This window comes from Arcicella sp. GW821-FHT09D11, assembly GCF_059416265.1.
The window spans coordinates 681,776-700,821 of the sequence record NZ_JBWKOV010000001.1 but is presented as its reverse complement, the minus strand read 5'-3'; the positions used below and the strand labels follow the sequence as shown (position 1 = coordinate 700,821).

Below are 19,046 nucleotides of genomic sequence, written 5' to 3'. Positions count from 1 at the left end.
CCTCCTCCTATCCAATGAAAATAAGCGTTGTACTGATTACTTTTAATTCCGAAAAAACATTGGCTAAAGTATTGGAAACGGTAGCTTGGGCAGATGAAATCGTGATAGTCGATTCGGGCAGTGGTGATAAAACGCTTAAAATAGCCGAGCGATTTAATGCAAAAGTTATCTACAGAAAGTTTGATAACTATGGTGTTCAAAAGAACTTTGCTACCCTACAAGCTAGTAACGATTGGATACTTTCTCTGGATGATGACGAAGAGCTAAGTACTGCTCTGCAACAAGAAATACAAAATCTTTCGCTAGAGGAGACAGAGTATCAAGCCTATAAAATTCCTCGTTCGTTGATTTTTCTGGGGAAGCTCTTGCGTTTTAGCGGAGAATATAAAAGGCTTACACTCAGACTTTTCAACCGAAATTTTGGTAATTGGAATACTGAACACGTACACGAAAGTGTAGAGATTCAAGGGAAAGTAGGCGTACTGAAAAATCATATCCTACACGATAGCTACCGAGATTTGACAGACTATTTCAATAAATTCAATAAATATACTTCACTAGGGGCAAAAACGCTGGCAGAACGTGGCAAAAAAGCCTCCGTAGCCACCATCGTTACTCGCTTTCCTATTACTTTCTTAAAGATTTACCTACTGAAAGGGTCTTGTTTAGACGGTTATGCGGGTTTTATGTGGGCTTTGCTTGCTGCCATGAATCCCGTGGTTAAATATGCTAAACTGAAGGAAGCAAAAACTCTTTAGTGGTTTTAAACTCAAAGCCTTCTTTTTGTAAAAAAGCCATCAGCTTATCGAATCGCTCCAACATTTTTTTGCCGTTATTTCTATGTAAATAGAAAGGATATTTAGCCCCGTTTGGTAAATCAGTATAGTCTGTAAATTCCCACGGGTGAAAATACAAATGCAAGTAGCCGTCGGCTTCTACTACTTTTTTACATAAAGAGAAAAAGTACGACAACGGAAAGTTATGAAAGGCTATCCAAAACAAAGGTACTCGCCAAGCAGGCGAAACCGAAGCAGGAAAATGAATCAGGTTATTCTGCGTGAAAAATGTACGAGAAATATGACGATAATCGTATCGCCCTGGCAAATAAGTTGGATTGATGGATGCATTGTATAAATAACCCGCATCCAACAAATCTGTATCCGAAACAGGCGCCATTCTAGGCATTCTAAACCCAACAATTGCTTGTTGGGTAATATTTTCCAGAATAGCTTTTGACGTACTTAAATCTTCTTTTTTATGGCTAGAATGATAATGATTATGCGAAGCAATCTCATGCTTTTTGCTTAATTCCTTAATCTGTGCTGTTTTTGCCAAAGCATATACTCCCGTACAATAAAAGGTAGCCGTAGCTTGATATTTATCTAATACTGAAACAATGGATTGTAAACCTTGATTAGAAGTGGCGATTTGCTCTTCCATAGGCGGAACCCCACCATATTCAAAAGGCATATCAAATTCTTCTACATCAAAACTCAACAAGGCTATTTTCATGAATATTCTGTTCTTGAACAATGTACAAAGGTCTTTCTTTATTTTGGATTAAAATCTTGCCAATATAAATTCCTAAAACCCCTAATACGATTAAATTTAATCCTCCAAAAAATGCTACTGTTACCAATAGCGAAGCCCAACCATCAACGGCTTTGCCAATAGCAAGGCTATACATTACATAAGGTAAGTACAAAAATGATAAAAAGGCAATAAAGAAACCCATGTAAATAGCCGTATATAATGGCTTAATACTGAATGATGTAATGCCAGCCAATGCTAAACGCAACATTTTTGAAAAAGTATATTTACTTTCTCCAGCAAAACGTTTGTTGGCTTTGTATTTAATAGTCGCTTGGTCAAAGCCAATCCACTGAATCATTCCTCTTAAAAACACATCTTGTTCTTTGGTGTTTTTCAAAGTTTCAGTTACTTGTCTATCAATCAAACGGAAATCAGCTTGACCTGGTTCTAGCTCTAGGTCACTTACTTTATTCAGTACTTTATAAAAACTCTTGCTCGACTGTCTTTTGAACCATGATAAATCTTGGTCTTCTTCACGAAGGGTATTGACCATGTTTACATTTTTAGAAAGCCAGATATCAATCAAATCTGGAATCATTTCTGGCGGATGCTGTAAGTCGCTATCCATCATAATAATAGCATCAGCATTGATGGTATCAATACCAGCCTTTAAGGCTATCTGTTGCCCGAAATTTCTTGAAAAAGAAATATATTTTACTGATTCGTCTTTTTTTGCTAGGGCTCTAATCACTGATAGCGTATCATCTTTACTGCCATCATTTACAAAACAAAACTCGAACGTATAAGGTAATTTATCGATTACTTTTTTGACGGCATGATAAAAAACTAACAGGTTTTCACCCTCATTGTATGCCGCCGACAGGATACAAATGTTTATTCTTGACTGATCCATAATGATTTAATTTCTGAGGTTTCACTTAAAAGAAGTTGATAAATACACGCAAACCAAACCAAGCAACATGGAAAGGCCTTAATTGAGTAAACGATAAACTTCATTCGCAACCAAGCTGGCAGAATATCCGTTGCTGAAAGCGAAGTGAAGGCAACAACTGTAAAAAGTAAAATCCAAACCCATCGTTCTACAGGGTGTGCCTGTGTAATAAACCAGATTGCCACACCAGCCACCGCAATAATAAAAGTTGGGGATTCGGATGATGATGAAAAAATGACTACAAAAATGGATAAGGAAGCAAGGTATCTTAATTGAAAGAGTAAGTTTTTATATTGTTTAAATCTTAATAGAGGAAGTACTTGTAAAATAAAACCAGGGATAAGAAAGAACAGATTAGAGAGGTTCGGAAAACCGCCTACTCTTCTTACTAGTCCCATCAGCGAAACATCTTGCATACTCGTACCAACACCATTTGCAACGCCCTGATTTTCAATATTTTTATGAACCAAGCTGTTGAACCAATCGTAATACGATTGTATTACAAATTCAGGTGAACTAATAGCCATCGGTAAAACAAAAAGGATAATCGCCCACATAATAGCATAGCCAATGTATTTTAGCTTGCTATCTGAAAATACCCAGAAGGCCAGCCCTACGATACCATACAACTTCACAAAGACGCCAATCATTACAAAAAGAGTTGCCCATATTACTTGGTCTTTCTTTACATAATACCATGAAAGTATTATCAAAGCCACCACGCTTGGGTTTACTTGTAAATTATGAGATGAAGTGTTTAAATCGACAATACAAATAGCTAATAATATCCATTGATAGGCTGGTTTTATAGGTAACAAAGCAAAAGCTTTGTAAAGTACAAATGCATGAAATGCTACCCACAGCGGAATACCGATTACATCAGGAATGAATGTAAAAGGCATAATAATCAAACTAAACAACGGGCCATAATGATTAGAATCAAAATATTCCTGTGGGTATAGTTCGTATAAATTATAAGAGTGTATCAGGTGAGTAAATACCCCTTTAAAAATATTGTAATTATTTATTGAATGAAGTCGCCATTTCATAAAGCCAGCAACAACAGGCAGTAAAAACCACAAAATTGGAAGTAGTTTTCTTTTGTCTTTCAGAACAGAAAATGTCATTCTATTGTATGTGTTTCCTTTGAGCAATTAGTTTTACCTTACTATATTCAATAATCGTGCTATTATTTAACAAACATAAAATTTGCTAAAAATAGCGAGAACAAAGTGCTCTATTATTGACGTTAATTGATTCAATAAGGTTGGACTGGGCATAACAAAAATGATAAGACAAATTCTGAGAAGAATTGCGCTGATACACAGGGAGCAAGAAAACCTTTTGCCAGAAAGAGCAGAATATGTTGAGAACAGATTCTACTTGAGAAAACCTTATTCCAATGACAGAAAAAGGCTTTGATAGTTTTAAGGATTTAATCATAAAAGCAATTAGTATATATTCAAAAGAGGTTTCGAAACCTTAGTGGAAGTTTCTAAACAAAATTAATATTTATCTTTCACAATTTAGTGTTTTTTGCCTAATCATTCAAGTACTATATTGCAGATATTTATCAAAGCAGAAATAGTCAATACATTTTATTAAATTTGTAGCGGTTATTTTTGCTTTTACTTTCAAATCTGAAACAATTTTCATTGAAAACTTACTTTCGTATTCTTCAATATGCAGAGTCTCTAAGGGTGTTTGCATTTCCATATTTTTTATTTTCGTTACTGGCGAGTTTATTCGGCATTTTAAACTTTACCTTATTGATTCCTTTGCTTGATGTTCTGTTTGATAAAGTGCAAACTACTGATTTAGCGAAGTTTAGCAAAAAACCTGAGTTCTCGCTTGAATCAGATTACTTCAAAGAAATCTTTAATTATTACTTCTACCAAATCATTGATTTGTATGGTAGAATGGGGGCATTAAAGTTTGCCTGTATCGCTATTGTAGTATCGGTTGTATGCTCAAATATCTTTCGATATTTTTCTCAAAGAATCCTCAAAACAGTAGAGGCACAAACCATTGCTTCGTTGCGTCAAGCCATTTTTGAGAAAACCCTTAACCTACATTTCGGGTTTTTTAACAATGAACGAAAAGGCAATTTGATGGCTCATCTTACTACGGATGTACAAGAGGTTGAAAATTCAGTCGGTAGAGCTTTTACGGCGAGTTTCAAAGAGGTTTTTACCTTGATTATGTACTTTGTTTTCTTGTTTAATATGTCGGTAAAACTAACCTTGTTCTCATTGTTGATTTTACCTATATCAGGGGGTGTAATTGCTACTATCAGTAGAAGATTACGACGTGCTGCTCGTGATGTACAAGAACGCCAAAGTGCTATGATTGGTACCCTCGACGAAGTATTCGGAGGAATGAGAATCGTAAAAGGATTTAATGCTGAAAAGGTAGTAGCCGAACGTTTCAAAGCAGAGAATTATGGCTATAAAGCTGCTGTATTACGCATGGTATATCGTCAGGAAATGACATCCCCCGTTTCCGAAGCTTTGGGAGTAACCGTTATTGCTGGTATTTTATTATACGGAGGCACCTTAGTCATTAATAACGACGAAAGTCTAAGTGCTTCAACGTTTATTTCTTTTATCATTTTGTTTTCACAAGTAATGCGTCCAGCCAAAGTAATTGCAGATGCCTTTAGTGGAATACAAAGGGGAATAGCTTCGGCAGAAAGAATCTTGAAATTGATTGATACCGTACCTGCTATTCAAGATGGCAAAGATGCCATTAATATCCCTGAGTTTAAAGAAGAGATTGAATTCAAAAATGTAAGCTTTGAATACCAAACTGGAAGAAAAGTATTGGATAATATTTCGTTCAAAATTCAGAAAGGGAAAACTGTTGCCTTGGTCGGTACGTCAGGCGGAGGGAAATCAACCCTTGCAGACTTAGTTCCAAGATTTTATGACCCCACGGAAGGACAGATTTTGATGGATGGCATAGACCTAAAACATATTAAATTAGCATCTTTAAGCAAGCAAATCGGTATTGTTACCCAAGAATCTATTTTGTTCAATGATAGCGTAGCCAATAATATTACTTTTGGTTCGGTGGCTAGTCATGCACAAATAGAAGAAGCCGCTAAGATTGCCAATGCACATCAATATATTACCCAGTTGGCTGATGGCTATGAAACCTTTATTGGCGACCGTGGAGGAAGGCTTTCGGGCGGACAGCGTCAGCGATTAAGCATTGCCAGAGCAGTGTTGAAAAACCCACCGATTTTGATTCTTGATGAAGCTACTTCTGCTTTAGATACAGAATCGGAGAAATTGGTGCAGGAAGCTTTAACGCATTTAATGAAAAATCGTACTACGCTAGTAATTGCACACAGGCTTAGCACGATTCAACATGCAGATGAAATTTTGGTTATTAATCATGGAAAGATTGTAGAAAGAGGAACCCATAGTGAACTTTTAGAAAACGAAAATGGATTTTATAAGAAGTTAAACAGTATGCAGGAAACGTAGATAGCTATTAGCTAAACGTCGTAAACCTGCAAGGTTAGGGTTCTTAAATAATTTATCATGGAAAAGCACGCTCAAGAAGGTTGCCCGAGATGTGGGAAAGTTTTTATCTGTAAGGTAAATAATATCTTACAGTGCGACTGCATGAAAATCAACCTGAGCAAAACTCAAATAGAACACATTTCAGACATCAGTCAGTGGGAATTTGACGGTGCGTGCTTGTGTAATGAATGTTTAGAGGAACTGAAAGCAGAAGTGTCGTAGTCGTAGGCTTTCGGAAGTCGGCTTTCAGCTTTCGGGTGATTTTAGACAAGCATATCTTATGTCTTAAATCTATTGTCTAGTATCTTAGGTCTTAAGTCTAGCGTCTAATATCTTTCGTCTTACATCTTCAAGTCCTAAAGTCTAACAATCCTAAAGTCTCCCTTCAAAAATTCCTTTACACAAATTTTATCTACATCAGGTCAGGTCTGACATTGAAAATGAATAGCTTTGCTGAAAAATCTCAAACAGTCAGCAAATGAAAACTTCTTTCTATTCTCTGCTATTAATACTTTTCATAAGTACTTTTATGAGCAGTTATTCACAACAAAAATTGAATGTAATGACTTTCAATATCCGCATGGAAACTGTGCAGGATGGAGAAAACCAATGGGCTAAGCGCAAGGAAAATCTTAGCAGTATGTTAGATTTTTACGAAGCAGATATTTGTGGAATGCAAGAGGTATTAGTTGGACAAATTAGAGATTTAACCAAATTACTTCCTAATTATGCCTATGTAGGCGTTGGGCGTGATGATGCTAAAGAAGGAGGAGAGTTTTCGCCCATCTTTTACAGAAAAGATAAGTTTACAATATTGGAAAGCAATACTTTTTGGCTGAGCCAAACGCCTGATGTACCAAGCAAAAGTTGGGATGCAGCGTTGAACCGTATTGTTACTTATGCCAAATTCAGAGACAATAAAACCAAGAAAGTATTCTATTTCTTCAATACTCACTTCGACCATATCGGTCAGGTAGCTCGTCGTGAAAGTGCTAAAATGCTGGTTGCTAAAATCAAAGCAGTTGATGCTAAAATTCCTGTTATTTTAACTGGAGATTTCAACAGCACTCCTACAGAAGAGCCAACCGTTATCATCAATGCAGGATTAATTGATACGGAGAAAGTTACTTTAACACCACATTTTGGGCCAATAAGTACTTTTAATGGATTTCAGGCTAAAGAAATAGAAGGGAAATTGATAGACTATATTTTTCTGAATACTGATAAAATAAAAGTATTGAAGCACGGTACATTAAGTAATACATGGAATGGTCGTTTTGCATCAGACCATCATGCTGTATTTGCACAGCTTGCATTTTAGTAGGCTATCGGCTTTCGGTCATCGGCTTTCGGTCATCAGCTAAAACGCCGATAGCTGATGACCGAAAGCTGATAGCTATAACAACGCCTTCACCATTCTATCTCTTCCAAAAAAATCTTTCACTACTTCAACACTGCTAAAACTTTCGTCCCAGAATAAAGCTGCTGTTTCTAAACCAAATGATTGGTTAATTTCTACGATACAAAATCCATTTATCGATAAATGTTTTTTTGCAAATTTGGCAATAGCCTTATAGAAAATCAATGGATTGTCGTCTTCTACAAAAAGGGCGAGATGTGGCTCATGAGCTAATACGTTTTTCTCCATCTCCTGCTTTTCAAAATTAGTAACATAAGGAGGGTTAGAAAGAATAATATCAAATGCAGGCAGTGAATCATGCTTTGATTCATCTAAAAAGTTTACTTCTTCAAAATTTACTTTTACTTTATTATTTATTGCGTTCTGACGAGCAATTTTCAGGGCTTCAATAGATACATCATAAGCGGTGATTGAGGCATTATCAATACCGCCTCCCACAGAAATAGCAATACAACCCGTACCTGTGCCAATATCTAATACTTCCGGATTCGATACAATCAAATTATTCTTTGCTAAATCCTGAAAAGTATTTAATGTTAGTTCAACTAATTCTTCTGTTTCTGGTCTGGGAATTAAAGTAGCAGGACTTACTTTGAATGTTCTTCCATAAAACTCCGTTTCGCCAATAATGTACTGAACAGGTTCATGATTGTTGAGTCGGGTGATAATCTCTTGATAATCAAAAACCTCTTTTAGTGGATTATCCAATAAAATATCTGTTTTAGAAATACCTTGAAAGTGTTCTAATACCAAATAAACGATGCTTTTTGCTTCGTTTTCATCATAAACAGCACTAATTTCGGATACTAATTGTTGAAAAAGGGTTTTTGCAGACATAAAATGATTAATAAAATTTATGCAAAGTTACAAAGAAAATTACGCTAATGAGCCTGAAATATGGATGGCTCGTGCTTTGCAATTAGCTCGTTTAGGAGCAGGCACTGTTTCACCCAATCCGATGGTAGGGTGCGTAATTGTACATAATGGGCAATTAATTGGTGAAGGCTGGCACAAAAAGTATGGAGAAGCCCATGCAGAAGTAAATGCTGTAAATTCGGTAGTAGATAAATCTTTGTTGACAGAAGCTGATGTATATGTCACGCTTGAACCCTGTTCACATTTTGGCAAGACACCTCCCTGTGCAGATTTACTAGTAAAGCATGCCGTCAAACGAGTAATCATTTGTAATGTAGATTCAAACCCACTGGTAGGAGGAAAGGGCATTGCCAAGCTAAAAGCCGCTGGAATAGCAGTAGAGACGGGTATTTTAGCAGAAGAAGGACGAGCATTGAATAAACGTTTTTTCACTTTTATCGAAAAGCAACGCCCATATATTATCTTGAAATGGGCAGAAACTGCTGATGGGTTTATTGCTAAAGAGAATTTTGAAGCTGTTCAAATCTCTAATGCACTTTCCAGAAGGGTTGTCCATAAAATGCGTAGTGAAGAAGATGCTATTATGGTCGGCACTAATACCGCTCGCTATGATAACCCTAGTCTGAATACTAGATTCTGGACGGGCAAAAATCCTTTAAGAATCGTAGTAGATAAAGACCTCTCCTTAAACACATCATTGCATATCTTTGATGTCTCACAGCCTACTATTTGCTATAATTTGTTAGCAAATAAAGAAGAAAACAATGTTGTTTTTGTGAAAATAGCGGATGAAACAGCCTTTTTATCAACTATTATAGAAGATTTAACACAACGAAAAGTTCAATCTTTGATAGTAGAAGGAGGTAGTAAATTATTGCAAAGTTTTATTGATACCAATCTATGGGACGAAGCAATTATCCTACAAAGCAAGAAAACCTTGGAGACGGGCATTACTGCCCCAAGGATTAAGGGTGTTACCATTGTAAAAGAAAATCTTGGTAGCGATAATGTCCTTACGAGACTTTACCGCTAACTACTTTCAAACCAATAATGCCTACCGTAATTAGCATGATAAAAAAGACTTCAAACCAGTTTAATTTTTCATTAAAGAAAGCTATTTCAGCTATTTTAATGAAAATCAGTGTGGCTGCCGTCCATACGGCCATTGCCGTAGCTGTGGGAACTGTTTTGAGTGCAACTGAGAAAAAATAAACATTGGCTAATCCAAAAACGATATAACCCACGAATGGCATTAGCGTTACAATTCCTTCTGTAGCAAAATACTTGTTTAAGGGAAGTGCTTTAATGTCTTTAAAACTAAATAACTTTAATGAGAAAGTCCATGCTGCTTCAAACAAAGCAGCAATAATAAGGTATATCCAAGCCATTTATGTAAGGTCTGAGGGTCGATTAGTTGAATCTTTATTTTCCTCTATTTTGTGTTGCTCTATTCTACGATAATTCATACTCGAGTTTTCAATGAGGAAATAATGTTCAATATCTTCAATCCAATGAGTGATTTTTTTCAAAATGGTAGGGCGAAGGTTATAATACCTTGCGAACCATTTAAAGCGTAATAATTTCTTTTCGTCGAAACGTTTAACCGAAAAAGCATGCTGTAAGAAATAGTCTTTCGGATAGTCATAATATAATCCCCAATTTTCTCGCTCATTGCCTGGCTTATGCCCTGGGAAATACACTGTACCAAAAAGATAGTCCCAAAAGGCAAATTTTGTTGAAAAATTAGCATGAAACACTTCTTGATAATTGGAATGGTGCCATAAATGCAACTCTGGAGAGTTGAAAATATATTTCCATTTACCCAATTTTACATTAATGTTAGCATGAATAAACATGCCAAAAATAGCATCTAATAAGGCTTTAATCGGTAGCACAGCAGGGTCAGCACCTAACACAATGATGGGTAAAAATTCAATCGTTTGGTTAATGATAATTTCTGCAACGTGTGAACGTGAACCTTCTAAAAAGTCAACTTCTTTTCCAGAATGGTGAGCTTCGTGTGTTCTCCAGAAAAATTTATTGGAGTGTTGAAAGCGATGAAACCAATAAATGTAAAAATCGTGTGTAATCAGAAAAAAAAGAACTTGTACTGGAACTGACCAATGTTTAACAAATTGGTATTCAGACCAATCGAAACTTGTATTGATAGGCTGAATGATGTAATCGAAAATAAGAATTTTAAGAAAGAAACTCTGAATAATCGTGTACCAAACTAAATCCACCCAAAAGCCTTCTCTGAAAAGCTTTAACCCTTTACGATATGGATATAACCTTTCCATTAGAATAATAAAAATTATCCAACATATTAATATTGAAGTGGTTATTGTTAAGAGATTCATATTGGTCGTATAATGTTGTTGTGCTGGAAAAAGAATTTCCACTAATTACTCTTACTTATCATGAGTTTGTAGAAATTAAGAGGTAGCAAACTTTGGGAAGCCTCTACCTCTTAACGAAAAATGTATTGTTTTTAATCAATTTATGCTAATAAAATAGACGCTCATCAGAAAAACGCTGATAATTTCATTGAAATTAAGCAGAATACTCAGCAGAAATATGTTTTCTAAGTTTTTTCATTTGAGAAATCTCAGCTTCATATACTTTTTTAACGCCATCACCTACTGCAATTTCTACGTCACGGATGTCTTTTACCAAACGAGATAACCCTTGAGGCTCTACTGAAGCAGCATGGTCAGAACCCCACATAGCACGGTCTAGTGTGAAATGACGCTCCACAAAAGTAGCTCCTAAAGCCACAGCCGCTACAGTCGTAGCCAAGCCTGTTTCGTGACCAGAATAACCAATTGGCGTGTCTGGGAACATTTCACCCAACGTTTTAATCATGCTTAAATTCAATTCTTCTGGTTTGCATGGATAAGCCGAAGTAGAATGAGCAATCATCAATGGATAGTTTTCATCAAAGTTTTGGATGAAAGCCACTGTCTCGATAATCTCTTTTACGGTTGACATTCCCGTTGAAATCATTAATGGGCGACCAGTATGAAGAATTTTTTCGATTAATTCTAAGTCAGTTAAAGAAGCCGAAGCTAATTTGTATAATACTGGGCTAAAGTATTCTAAGAAATCAACCGACTCGACATCCCAAGGTGATGCAAACCAGTCGATACCTCTTTGCTTAGCGTGCTGGTCGATGGCTGAATATTCTAAATTGCCAAATTCAGTTTTACGTTTGTAGTCGATGTACGACATTCTTCCCCAAGGAGTATCACGTTGGATTTCCCATTGGTCAAGCGGAACACATAATTCAGGTGTTCTTTTTTGAAATTTCACAGCATCTGCTTTAGCATTTGCTCCTTCGTCAACCAATTGTTTTGCAACGTCTAAAGAACCGTTGTGATTGATTCCGATTTCGGCAATAATGTAGCATGGCTCACCTTTACCGATAACTTTTCCTGATGATAATATAACGTTTTTCATTGATAATGGACGTAAAAAACCCCTGACCCCCGAGGAAGGTTTGTTAGAAAAGTATTGATGTCTTTGGGGATAAGAGATTGTATAAATAATCAGATTTATACAACCTCTGGAAGACATTATTGTTAAATTTTTTAAAATCAATTAAGATTGTGCCGCAATAATCAATTCTGCAAATTCTCTAAAACAGCCTTCGCCACCTTTGTTTTCACAGATATAATCGGCTATTTCTTTGGTAAAACTAATGGCATCATTAGGACAAGCTGTTAGCCCCACATGTTGCATAATTTCAATATCATTTACATCGTCTCCTATATAGGCAATGTTGTTTTTGGTAAGACCACGATTCGCCATAATCTGTGTTAGAATGGCTAATTTATCTTTTATGCCAAGGTGCAATTCTGTGATTTTTAGCTTTTCAGCTCTTTTCACCACCGAAGGAGAAACCTCACCTGTGATAATAGCAGTTTCTACATTGGCTGATTTACGAAGTCTTTCTACACCCATTCCATCACGGATATTGAATTTTTTTAATACCTCACCATTCTCACCATAATAAACGCCTGCATCTGTCAGAACACCATCACAATCAGTAATCAGAAGTTTTATATGCTTTGCTTTTTCGTGTATATCCATTTTTTATTGAGTGATTTAGTGGTTTTTAGTTAGTGAATTGTGAGTTAGTGATTGAGTGAATGATTCAAAATAGGATTTTATACATACTTTTATTTAACTCAGAATTTGCTAGTTTATAACTCACTAAATCGCAATTCACTAACTCACAACTATTCCAATCAAAATTATATCGCCGTCCAACCACCATCTACTACCAAGTTTGCACCTGTCATGTAGGCAGAAGCATCTGAGGCTAGGTAAATTAAAGCTCCTTGATAGTCGTTTGCAGTAGCCATTCTTCCTAATAAAGTTTTAGCCGAATAATTCTTTACAAAATATTCATCTTGCGCATTGCCTACGCCACCCGGCGAAAGCGTATTTACTCTTACCCCTTTGTTTCCCCAATAAGCTGCTAGATATCTTGTGAAATTAATAATAGCTCCTTTGGTAGTTGGGTACGACGGCGATTTGAAAAATAACTGCTCGCCTGCTTCGTTGCGGTAAATGCTTTGGTCTGGCCCAACGATTCCGTAAGTTGAAGCGATGTTGATAATACTTCCACTACCTTGTTCAGCCATGACCGAACCAAATATTTGTGAGCATAAAAACACCCCTAAAACATTTACTTCTAGCGACTTGCGGAAAGATGCTATCGGATATTTTTCAAAAGCCGAAAGTTCTGCTGCAAGCTCAGGGTTTTCAAACATATCATTGATAGCGGCATTGTTTACCAAAACATCTATCGAACCAAAACGAGCGATGATTGCTTGTTTAGCATTTTGCAAAGATGCTTCGTCAGTAACATCTATGCTTATTCCTATCGCTTTTTCGCCTAAGCTTTCCGCAAATTTTTGTGGGTTTGCCTGTGCAATGTCTGCTACTACTACATTGGATCCAGCAGCTATTAACGCTTCGCAATGCTTTTTACCGATAAGTCCAGTTCCACCCGTTACGATAGCCGTTTTCCCTTCTAAAGAAAACAATTGGGAAAGGTTTAAGTCAGGACTAGAAATTGTATTTTCCATAAATAATTTAACGTATCTAAAATCAAGCAGGTTATGTAAAATAAACAATATTGATATGTTGTTTATCAATATGTTAACTTCTCAGCTCATCGCTCACAACTCACAGCTTTTACGCTTTAGCCAAAGCAGGCTTTATATTATAATTGCTTGTTTTTCTGAAAACTGCTTCTAATACTTCACCTTTCAAGTACGATTTTACATCATTACTTTCGATAGCCTCTTTCAAAATTGGCATTACCTCACGATATGCCGAAAGTGTATAGTTGATGTCTTCGTCTGAATGGCTAAAACACATATTATGAAAACCAGCCCATAAAACACCACGCTTAATCATTTCTTGTTGTACAAAGGCTTTTACTTCTAAGCCATTACCAGCTTCGGGCGCAAACGTCACCATCGAACGGCAGTTATAACCGATACATTTCGTAAGATTTTCTAAGCCAAATTCTTTCGCGATTTCGTTATAACCATCTTTGATAATTTGTCCCTTTGCATCCAAATAGGCAGGCACATTTTTATCCCTGATTTCTTTGATAGTAGCAATACTTGCTGCCAAAGAAAGTGCTTCACCACCAAAAGTTGTATAGCTAAATACATCACTGTTGAACAATTCCATTACATCAGCACGCCCCGTCAATAATGCAATCGGCATACCGTTCGCACAGGCTTTTGAATAGACTGCTAAATCAGGCACAACATTGAAATACTCCTGAGCACCACCCACAGCGATACGGAAGCCCGTCCACATTTCATCAAAAATGAGCAATGTGCCATTTTCACGACAAAGAGTTGCTAATTCCTGTAAGAAGTTATTTTGTGGTGCTTCAAAAATGAATGGTTCAAGAATAATAGCAGCTACGTCTTCATCCAACGCCTCACGGATTGCTTGAATATTGTTGTATTCGAACGTATAAGTCATGTTTTGAATAGCCTCTGGAACACCAGCATTACGGCTTGTAATACCGATATACCAATCATGCCAGCCATGATAACCACAACAGAAAATCTTTTCGCGACCTGTGAAAGCACGTGCCACACGGATAGCTGCCGAGCAAACATCCGCACCTGTTTTTGAAATCTTTACAGCTTCAGCATTAGGAATTACTTCTTGAATCAATTCAGAAAGTTCTACTTCCAAAGGGTGCATCAATGAAAAAGTGATACCATCTTCTAACTGTTGCTTAATGGCTTCATCTACTACAGGGTAGGCATAACCCAACGAAAGTGGGCCAATCGCTGCATTGAAATCGATGTATTCGTTGCCATCAACATCCCAAACGTGCGAGCCTTTCCCTTTTTTCAAATACTTAGGAGCTACTCCCTTCGTAAACTGACCTGGCCCTTTGGCAAGTGTTTGTGTAATTGGTTTTTGTACTTTTAAAGCTCTGTTATACAAACTATCAGACTCTGTGATAGTTGGATAATTATCGTTAGATTTTATTGAATTTGGCATTTTTGTTGGAATTTAGGACTTTGAAGATTTAGGACTTGAGGATACAAAGAGATAAGACTTTAGAAGAAAGACATAAGACTCAAGAAGTGAAAACTTAAAACTAACATCTCATTTCTCAAGACTTATTGCTCAAAAGCTCAGTCTCATAACTAACTCATCACTTATCATTCAATGCTAATCGCTTCATAAGTCAATATTTTTTCAGCCATTTGTTTGCCCGTGAACCCCTCGTATGCTAATACTTCATTTAGACGTGCTGGCTTAAACCATTTTTCAACTAAAGCAATTGGTAAGACATCAGCCGTAATTCTATTTTTCAATAAAGTTTCGGCAACAATTGTGTATAATCCGCCTGTTAAGAAGTGGTCTTCGATAGTTACCACTAAATCTGATTGAAGGGCAGCTTTTACAATGGCTTGTTCGTCCACAGGTTTTAGGCTTCTCATGTTTACTAACCCTACTGATTTACCTTCTTGACGTAAAATTTCTGCTGTAATCAAGGCTTGCTCAAACATAAAACCATAAACTAAGATGGTTACATCTGTTCCTTCTGCAATGATTTCAGCCTTCCCAATTTCAAAATTAGTTTGGTGTTGATACTGAGCAGGTCGTGTACAAATACGTACATAAGAAGGATTAGGGGTATTCCAGATTTGAGGTAACATCGTTACTAAATCATTTTCATCAGCAGGAGCAAAAACCTGCATATTCGGAATACCACGCATGATATTAATATCTTCAATGGCTTGGTGCGTAGGGCCATTGCCATCTGATAAAAAGCCTGGGATAAAACTGCTTAATTTCACGGGTAAATTAGCAATACCTGCATCGGTACGGATAAACTCAAAAGCACGCATCGACAAAAAAGCCGACAAAGCATGGACTATAGGAATGCGTCCGCGAAGTGCCAAACCAGCGGCAGCACCAATCATCGTTTGTTCGGTGATACCCGTATCTATAAATCTTTTACCCAAAACAGCTGGTAGATTTCTGACTAATGCACGGTTTTCCGCAGTCATTACTACAAAACGTTCGTCGTTAAGGGCTGTATTTTTTAATAATTCTTCGTACATAATTTTATATGTTTTTTAAGTCATCGGATTTCGGCTATCAGATTTCGGATTAAAGATTTTAATATCATAAACTAAAGGCTTAAAGCCGATAGCTGACATCCGATAGCTGAAAGCTATCTAACTACTAATACTTCAGATTCGATATTAGCTGAATGAACACCATGTAATTCTTCCATCAGTTGAGATACCTCATTGGCTGAAAAATTACAAAACCAACGGTCAGCACGAGCCTCTATACTTGGTAAGCCTTTCCCACGGATAGTATCAGCAATCACTACGTGAAGTTTGCCTTTGCGTTCATCTAAACTTGTAAAAGCTTCTTCCAAATCCTGAAAATTATGTCCGTCTATTCTTACCACATCCGCACCAAAAGCCTTGAATTTATCAGCCAGAGGTTCCAATGGAATCAAATCTTCAGTAGCAATATTTGCTTGAAACTGGTTACGGTCTATTACAAAAACTAGGTTGTCTAATTTGTACGCATTGGCTACCAAAACAGCTTCCCAACATGAGCCTTCGTTTAATTCACCATCACCCAAAATACAGATGATTCGGTTGTTTGTACCTCTTATCTTGCAATCTAAAGCAACGCCAAGCGATACCGCAGGTAGGTGTCCTAATGAACCAGAGTGAAATTCGATACCCGGAATTTTAGTATTAGGATGCCAGTAAATATTATCAGAAGTAGAAAGGTGATTTTGAAGACGCTCGGCTTCTAAAATACCCATTTCAACTAACGTTCCGTACAAAGCAGGTACATCATGACCTTTTGAAAGAAACAGATAGTCACGATTGGGATCGTCAAGATTTTCTTTAGTGATATTTAAAAAATTGTTGTAGAGGTAAACCATCAAATCGGTAGCCGAAAGGGAAGCTCCTACAAAACAACCGCCATCCGTTGACATTCCGATGATATGCTCACGGACACGTAATGCGATACTTTTTAATGTTTCTAATTTTTCTTCGGTCATTGTATTTATTTGGAATTTATGCTAAATACTAATTTTGGTTTGCTCAGGCGTGATGGTTTTCAATTCATCTAAATGATTTCTGTACCAGTTTACGCCAGCAAAACGTTCGTTGATAGTATATATTTCAGGGTTGTTCTGTAGCAATGTAAGAATATCATCCATTGAAAACGCAGGGTTTTGAGTATATAACTCTTCAAAAACACGCTTGATGAATAGATAGTCTTCGTAGTAATCTATGGTAAAACGATGTGACATAGAATAGTCTAAGCCCGTTTCCCAACTAACATTTGCTAACCGAAATTTATCTGGATTTTCCCAAAAGTAAGGAGTAGTATGTTCTAATTCTAACGGGCGACTGGCTTCATTCCAAGCTTTGCTCAACGCTTCAAACGTCATAATCTCTACATCGTTGCCGTCTGGATAAGTAGCTGGGTGAAGATTACTCACAAAATCATATTTTCCTTCATTGTCGAAATAAAAATCTAATACTTTGTCCACAATCCTTGGGTCGATAAGTGGACAATCAGAAGGAATTTTCAGCACAATTTTGGCATTAGTCAATACGCCAACCTGATAATGTCTGTCTAATAAATTATTCAGGCTTCCACGGTAACAGATAATGTTTTTTTCTTGACAAAACTGTTCAATTACATCATCTTGTTGATCTTCAGAGGTAGCAATTACAATAGTAGCCTGATGTTTAATTTGTTGTAAACGCTCTATCATTCTATACAGCAGACTTTCGCCCAAAATGGGTAATAATACCTTTTTGGGTAATCTACTAGACGACATGCGCGCTTGAACAACAATTGTAATTTCTGACATTATTTTAATATATTATTTTGAAACAAAATGTCTGTAAGTAAGTGAGCAAAATTAACTTTAATTTTACTCGCTGTAAGCTATAGGCCTTAAGCAATAAGCAAAAAATAGATATGATTTTATCATGAAAAAATAAACATTTTGCATATTGCCTACGGCTTATAGCCTAATATAATGCTGCATGATTACTTATCATACAGGTTATTCATATACCAATTCGCTAACAGCTTTGTAGTCGTAAGATTTAACGAAATCTTCTTTCTTTCCTTCAAAGCCTAAAAAGTCTCTGCAAACCTGAGCGATATTTTTAGCCGAAGTACCTTTGTTTTGAAGAGGCATTTGTCTGATAAGTTCTTCTTTATCAAAGAACGAATGTACTTTTTTACCAAGCGCCATGCCCACATATACTGCCGATGAATATTGCGTGATAAATTCATCACAGTTGGCAATCATTGGATTAATATTACCAGAGGTATAAATGATTGTTCCTTCAGGCGTATTCTCTTTGATTTCGTTAGTAGCTCTTTCAACAATTTCATTAGGATGAAGCTTGAATATCATTTGTCTTCCTGCTGCTTTTACCACACAGTCTTTGATAAAACCGACTCTGTCTTCTGGTCTAAAGCATTCTCTTCCATCAGAAGTTGCTACTAAGACATAATTATGTAAGGGAAAATCGTTTGTATGATACTGTTCACAATTATCAAAGTTTGGAATACCCGTTACTACAATTTTGCTTTTGTTAGTACCAATTTTTGAGAAATGTTCTTTATATCCTTCTGAAGCTGCACAATAAACATCACAAATGTTGGAAGAACCATTTAATGATGTCCCTACAGCAAGATAAGGGGGTAAATGTAATGTTTTTATAAGCCTACTTAAATTAGTGTACTCGTCAATCATACCTTCTTGCACCCACAAGGTTCTAGTTTGGAGCATTCTATCAGGAATAACCATATCTGAGCAATAAACCACTAAATCATATTGATTTTTTCTAGCTTTATAATCCAATTTGAGATGATGTTCATAACAGTATTTTTCAGAGTTTTCTCTGAACTGCCCCGCTAATACAGTTTTATCCAAAAACTCTGTTTTGTCTATAACCCATTGCATAAAGGGGGAATCTGCAAAAATTTGACTAAACCAACAATCAAATTCAGGAAGTTGCTCCGAAATCTGATGCATTTGAGTAGTTTGATTGATTGAACCAGTTATGAATAAAATCTTCTTTTTCATAGACTATCTTTTGATTTATTTAAAGCAAAATTATCAAGCAAGTATTAATTCAATATTATCTCGAAATTAAGTGTTTGTGAGTTT

At 36.4% G+C, this 19,046-nt stretch carries 19 protein-coding genes; 5 read left to right on the top strand and 14 right to left on the bottom strand.

Annotation, left to right across the window (positions count from 1 at the left end; all coding sequences use genetic code 11):
• The first annotated feature begins 14 nt into the window (after positions 1–14).
• On the top strand, positions 15–758 hold the full coding sequence (locus AC07N0_RS02900; RefSeq protein WP_494588049.1) for a glycosyltransferase family 2 protein: 744 nt from the start codon (positions 15–17) through the stop codon (positions 756–758).
• Here the strand turns inward: AC07N0_RS02900 and AC07N0_RS02895 are convergent.
• The 3 genes from AC07N0_RS02895 to AC07N0_RS02885 are packed head-to-tail and all read right to left on the bottom strand — an operon-like array spanning position 730 to position 3,612.
• A complete protein-coding gene (locus AC07N0_RS02895; RefSeq protein ID WP_494588048.1) occupies positions 730–1,512 on the bottom strand; it encodes a polysaccharide deacetylase family protein in 783 nt (260 codons plus the stop codon). The two genes, AC07N0_RS02900 and AC07N0_RS02895, sit on opposite strands and share 29 nt — an antisense overlap.
• The gene (locus AC07N0_RS02890) at positions 1,487–2,446 is read right to left on the bottom strand and encodes a glycosyltransferase family 2 protein (RefSeq protein ID WP_494588047.1); all 960 of its coding nucleotides are present in this window, start codon (positions 2,444–2,446) and stop codon (positions 1,487–1,489) included. Before AC07N0_RS02890 ends, AC07N0_RS02895 begins: the two co-directional genes overlap by 26 nt.
• Positions 2,428–3,612 carry a glycosyltransferase family 87 protein gene (locus AC07N0_RS02885; RefSeq protein ID WP_494588046.1) on the bottom strand — a complete coding sequence of 395 codons (1,185 nt, stop codon included), beginning with the start codon at positions 3,610–3,612 and terminating at the stop codon, positions 2,428–2,430. The genes AC07N0_RS02890 and AC07N0_RS02885 overlap by 19 nt, the downstream gene beginning before the upstream one ends.
• A gap of 528 nt (positions 3,613–4,140) precedes the next feature.
• On the opposite strand from AC07N0_RS02885, the gene AC07N0_RS02880 reads away from it, so the two are divergent.
• The 3 genes from AC07N0_RS02880 to AC07N0_RS02870 all read left to right on the top strand — a co-directional run bounded on the left by AC07N0_RS02880 (position 4,141) and on the right by AC07N0_RS02870 (position 7,336).
• Positions 4,141–5,976, top strand: coding sequence for an ABC transporter ATP-binding protein (locus AC07N0_RS02880; protein ID WP_494588045.1), 1,836 nt, complete (start codon positions 4,141–4,143; stop codon positions 5,974–5,976).
• A 57-nt stretch (positions 5,977–6,033) separates the two neighbouring features.
• Positions 6,034–6,237: a cysteine-rich CWC family protein gene (locus tag AC07N0_RS02875; RefSeq protein WP_309915465.1), complete on the top strand. Its 204-nt coding sequence runs from the start codon at positions 6,034–6,036 to the stop codon at positions 6,235–6,237.
• Between the two features lie 256 nt (positions 6,238–6,493).
• The gene (locus AC07N0_RS02870; RefSeq protein ID WP_494588044.1) at positions 6,494–7,336 is read left to right on the top strand and encodes an endonuclease/exonuclease/phosphatase family protein; all 843 of its coding nucleotides are present in this window, start codon (positions 6,494–6,496) and stop codon (positions 7,334–7,336) included.
• 75 nt (positions 7,337–7,411) lie between these two features.
• Here AC07N0_RS02870 and prmC read toward each other — a convergent pair whose 3' ends face one another.
• On the bottom strand, positions 7,412–8,272 hold the full coding sequence (gene prmC, locus AC07N0_RS02865; RefSeq protein WP_494588043.1) for a peptide chain release factor N(5)-glutamine methyltransferase: 861 nt from the start codon (positions 8,270–8,272) through the stop codon (positions 7,412–7,414).
• A 19-nt stretch (positions 8,273–8,291) separates the two neighbouring features.
• Between prmC and ribD the strand changes: the two genes are divergently transcribed.
• Positions 8,292–9,344, top strand: coding sequence for a bifunctional diaminohydroxyphosphoribosylaminopyrimidine deaminase/5-amino-6-(5-phosphoribosylamino)uracil reductase RibD (ribD, locus tag AC07N0_RS02860; protein ID WP_494588042.1), 1,053 nt, complete (start codon positions 8,292–8,294; stop codon positions 9,342–9,344).
• Here ribD and AC07N0_RS02855 read toward each other — a convergent pair.
• From AC07N0_RS02855 to AC07N0_RS02810, 10 genes are all read right to left on the bottom strand, one after another.
• The gene (locus tag AC07N0_RS02855) at positions 9,325–9,699 is read right to left on the bottom strand and encodes a DMT family transporter (protein WP_492800732.1); all 375 of its coding nucleotides are present in this window, start codon (positions 9,697–9,699) and stop codon (positions 9,325–9,327) included. The genes ribD and AC07N0_RS02855 overlap by 20 nt on opposite strands.
• Complete coding sequence (locus AC07N0_RS02850; protein WP_494588041.1) at positions 9,700–10,611, bottom strand: sterol desaturase family protein; 912 nt, start codon at positions 10,609–10,611, stop codon at positions 9,700–9,702. It abuts the gene before it with no gap.
• Positions 10,612–10,864: 253 nt separating this feature from the next.
• Positions 10,865–11,770, bottom strand: coding sequence for an N-acetylneuraminate synthase family protein (locus AC07N0_RS02845; RefSeq protein ID WP_492800730.1), 906 nt, complete (start codon positions 11,768–11,770; stop codon positions 10,865–10,867).
• A gap of 141 nt (positions 11,771–11,911) precedes the next feature.
• Positions 11,912–12,403 carry a KdsC family phosphatase gene (locus AC07N0_RS02840; protein WP_494588040.1) on the bottom strand — a complete coding sequence of 164 codons (492 nt, stop codon included), beginning with the start codon at positions 12,401–12,403 and terminating at the stop codon, positions 11,912–11,914.
• Between the two features lie 164 nt (positions 12,404–12,567).
• A complete protein-coding gene (locus AC07N0_RS02835; RefSeq protein ID WP_494588039.1) occupies positions 12,568–13,407 on the bottom strand; it encodes an SDR family oxidoreductase in 840 nt (279 codons plus the stop codon).
• A gap of 109 nt (positions 13,408–13,516) precedes the next feature.
• On the bottom strand, positions 13,517–14,860 hold the full coding sequence (locus AC07N0_RS02830) for an aminotransferase class III-fold pyridoxal phosphate-dependent enzyme (RefSeq protein ID WP_494588038.1): 1,344 nt from the start codon (positions 14,858–14,860) through the stop codon (positions 13,517–13,519).
• Positions 14,861–15,024: 164 nt separating this feature from the next.
• Complete coding sequence (locus AC07N0_RS02825) at positions 15,025–15,933, bottom strand: transketolase family protein (RefSeq protein ID WP_494588037.1); 909 nt, start codon at positions 15,931–15,933, stop codon at positions 15,025–15,027.
• Positions 15,934–16,046: 113 nt separating this feature from the next.
• Complete coding sequence (locus AC07N0_RS02820) at positions 16,047–16,904, bottom strand: transketolase (protein WP_494588036.1); 858 nt, start codon at positions 16,902–16,904, stop codon at positions 16,047–16,049.
• Positions 16,905–16,925: 21 nt separating this feature from the next.
• The gene (locus tag AC07N0_RS02815; protein WP_494588035.1) at positions 16,926–17,729 is read right to left on the bottom strand and encodes a cytidylyltransferase domain-containing protein; all 804 of its coding nucleotides are present in this window, start codon (positions 17,727–17,729) and stop codon (positions 16,926–16,928) included.
• 198 nt (positions 17,730–17,927) lie between these two features.
• On the bottom strand, positions 17,928–18,962 hold the full coding sequence (locus tag AC07N0_RS02810) for a CDP-glycerol glycerophosphotransferase family protein (RefSeq protein ID WP_492800723.1): 1,035 nt from the start codon (positions 18,960–18,962) through the stop codon (positions 17,928–17,930).
• Positions 18,963–19,046 lie beyond the last annotated feature (84 nt).

Excerpts from the sequence above, each read along its gene's own strand:
- AC07N0_RS02900 (WP_494588049.1), top strand. The coding sequence starts at position 15 with ATGAAAATAAGCGTTGTACTGATTACTTTTAATTCCGAAAAAACATTG.
- AC07N0_RS02830 (WP_494588038.1), bottom strand. The coding sequence starts at position 14,860 with ATGCCAAATTCAATAAAATCTAACGATAATTATCCAACTATCACAGAG.
- AC07N0_RS02895 (WP_494588048.1), bottom strand. The coding sequence starts at position 1,512 with ATGAAAATAGCCTTGTTGAGTTTTGATGTAGAAGAATTTGATATGCCT.
- AC07N0_RS02840 (WP_494588040.1), bottom strand. The coding sequence starts at position 12,403 with ATGGATATACACGAAAAAGCAAAGCATATAAAACTTCTGATTACTGAT.
- ribD (WP_494588042.1), top strand. The coding sequence starts at position 8,292 with ATGCAAAGTTACAAAGAAAATTACGCTAATGAGCCTGAAATATGGATG.
- AC07N0_RS02815 (WP_494588035.1), bottom strand. The coding sequence starts at position 17,729 with ATGTCAGAAATTACAATTGTTGTTCAAGCGCGCATGTCGTCTAGTAGA.
- prmC (WP_494588043.1), bottom strand. The coding sequence starts at position 8,272 with ATGTCTGCAAAAACCCTTTTTCAACAATTAGTATCCGAAATTAGTGCT.
- AC07N0_RS02850 (WP_494588041.1), bottom strand. The coding sequence starts at position 10,611 with ATGGAAAGGTTATATCCATATCGTAAAGGGTTAAAGCTTTTCAGAGAA.
- AC07N0_RS02890 (WP_494588047.1), bottom strand. The coding sequence starts at position 2,446 with ATGGATCAGTCAAGAATAAACATTTGTATCCTGTCGGCGGCATACAAT.
- AC07N0_RS02855 (WP_492800732.1), bottom strand. The coding sequence starts at position 9,699 with ATGGCTTGGATATACCTTATTATTGCTGCTTTGTTTGAAGCAGCATGG.
- AC07N0_RS02870 (WP_494588044.1), top strand. The coding sequence starts at position 6,494 with ATGAAAACTTCTTTCTATTCTCTGCTATTAATACTTTTCATAAGTACT.
- AC07N0_RS02835 (WP_494588039.1), bottom strand. The coding sequence starts at position 13,407 with ATGGAAAATACAATTTCTAGTCCTGACTTAAACCTTTCCCAATTGTTT.
- AC07N0_RS02825 (WP_494588037.1), bottom strand. The coding sequence starts at position 15,933 with ATGTACGAAGAATTATTAAAAAATACAGCCCTTAACGACGAACGTTTT.
- AC07N0_RS02810 (WP_492800723.1), bottom strand. The coding sequence starts at position 18,962 with ATGAAAAAGAAGATTTTATTCATAACTGGTTCAATCAATCAAACTACT.
- AC07N0_RS02875 (WP_309915465.1), top strand. The coding sequence starts at position 6,034 with ATGGAAAAGCACGCTCAAGAAGGTTGCCCGAGATGTGGGAAAGTTTTT.
- AC07N0_RS02845 (WP_492800730.1), bottom strand. The coding sequence starts at position 11,770 with ATGAAAAACGTTATATTATCATCAGGAAAAGTTATCGGTAAAGGTGAG.
- AC07N0_RS02820 (WP_494588036.1), bottom strand. The coding sequence starts at position 16,904 with ATGACCGAAGAAAAATTAGAAACATTAAAAAGTATCGCATTACGTGTC.
- AC07N0_RS02885 (WP_494588046.1), bottom strand. The coding sequence starts at position 3,612 with ATGACATTTTCTGTTCTGAAAGACAAAAGAAAACTACTTCCAATTTTG.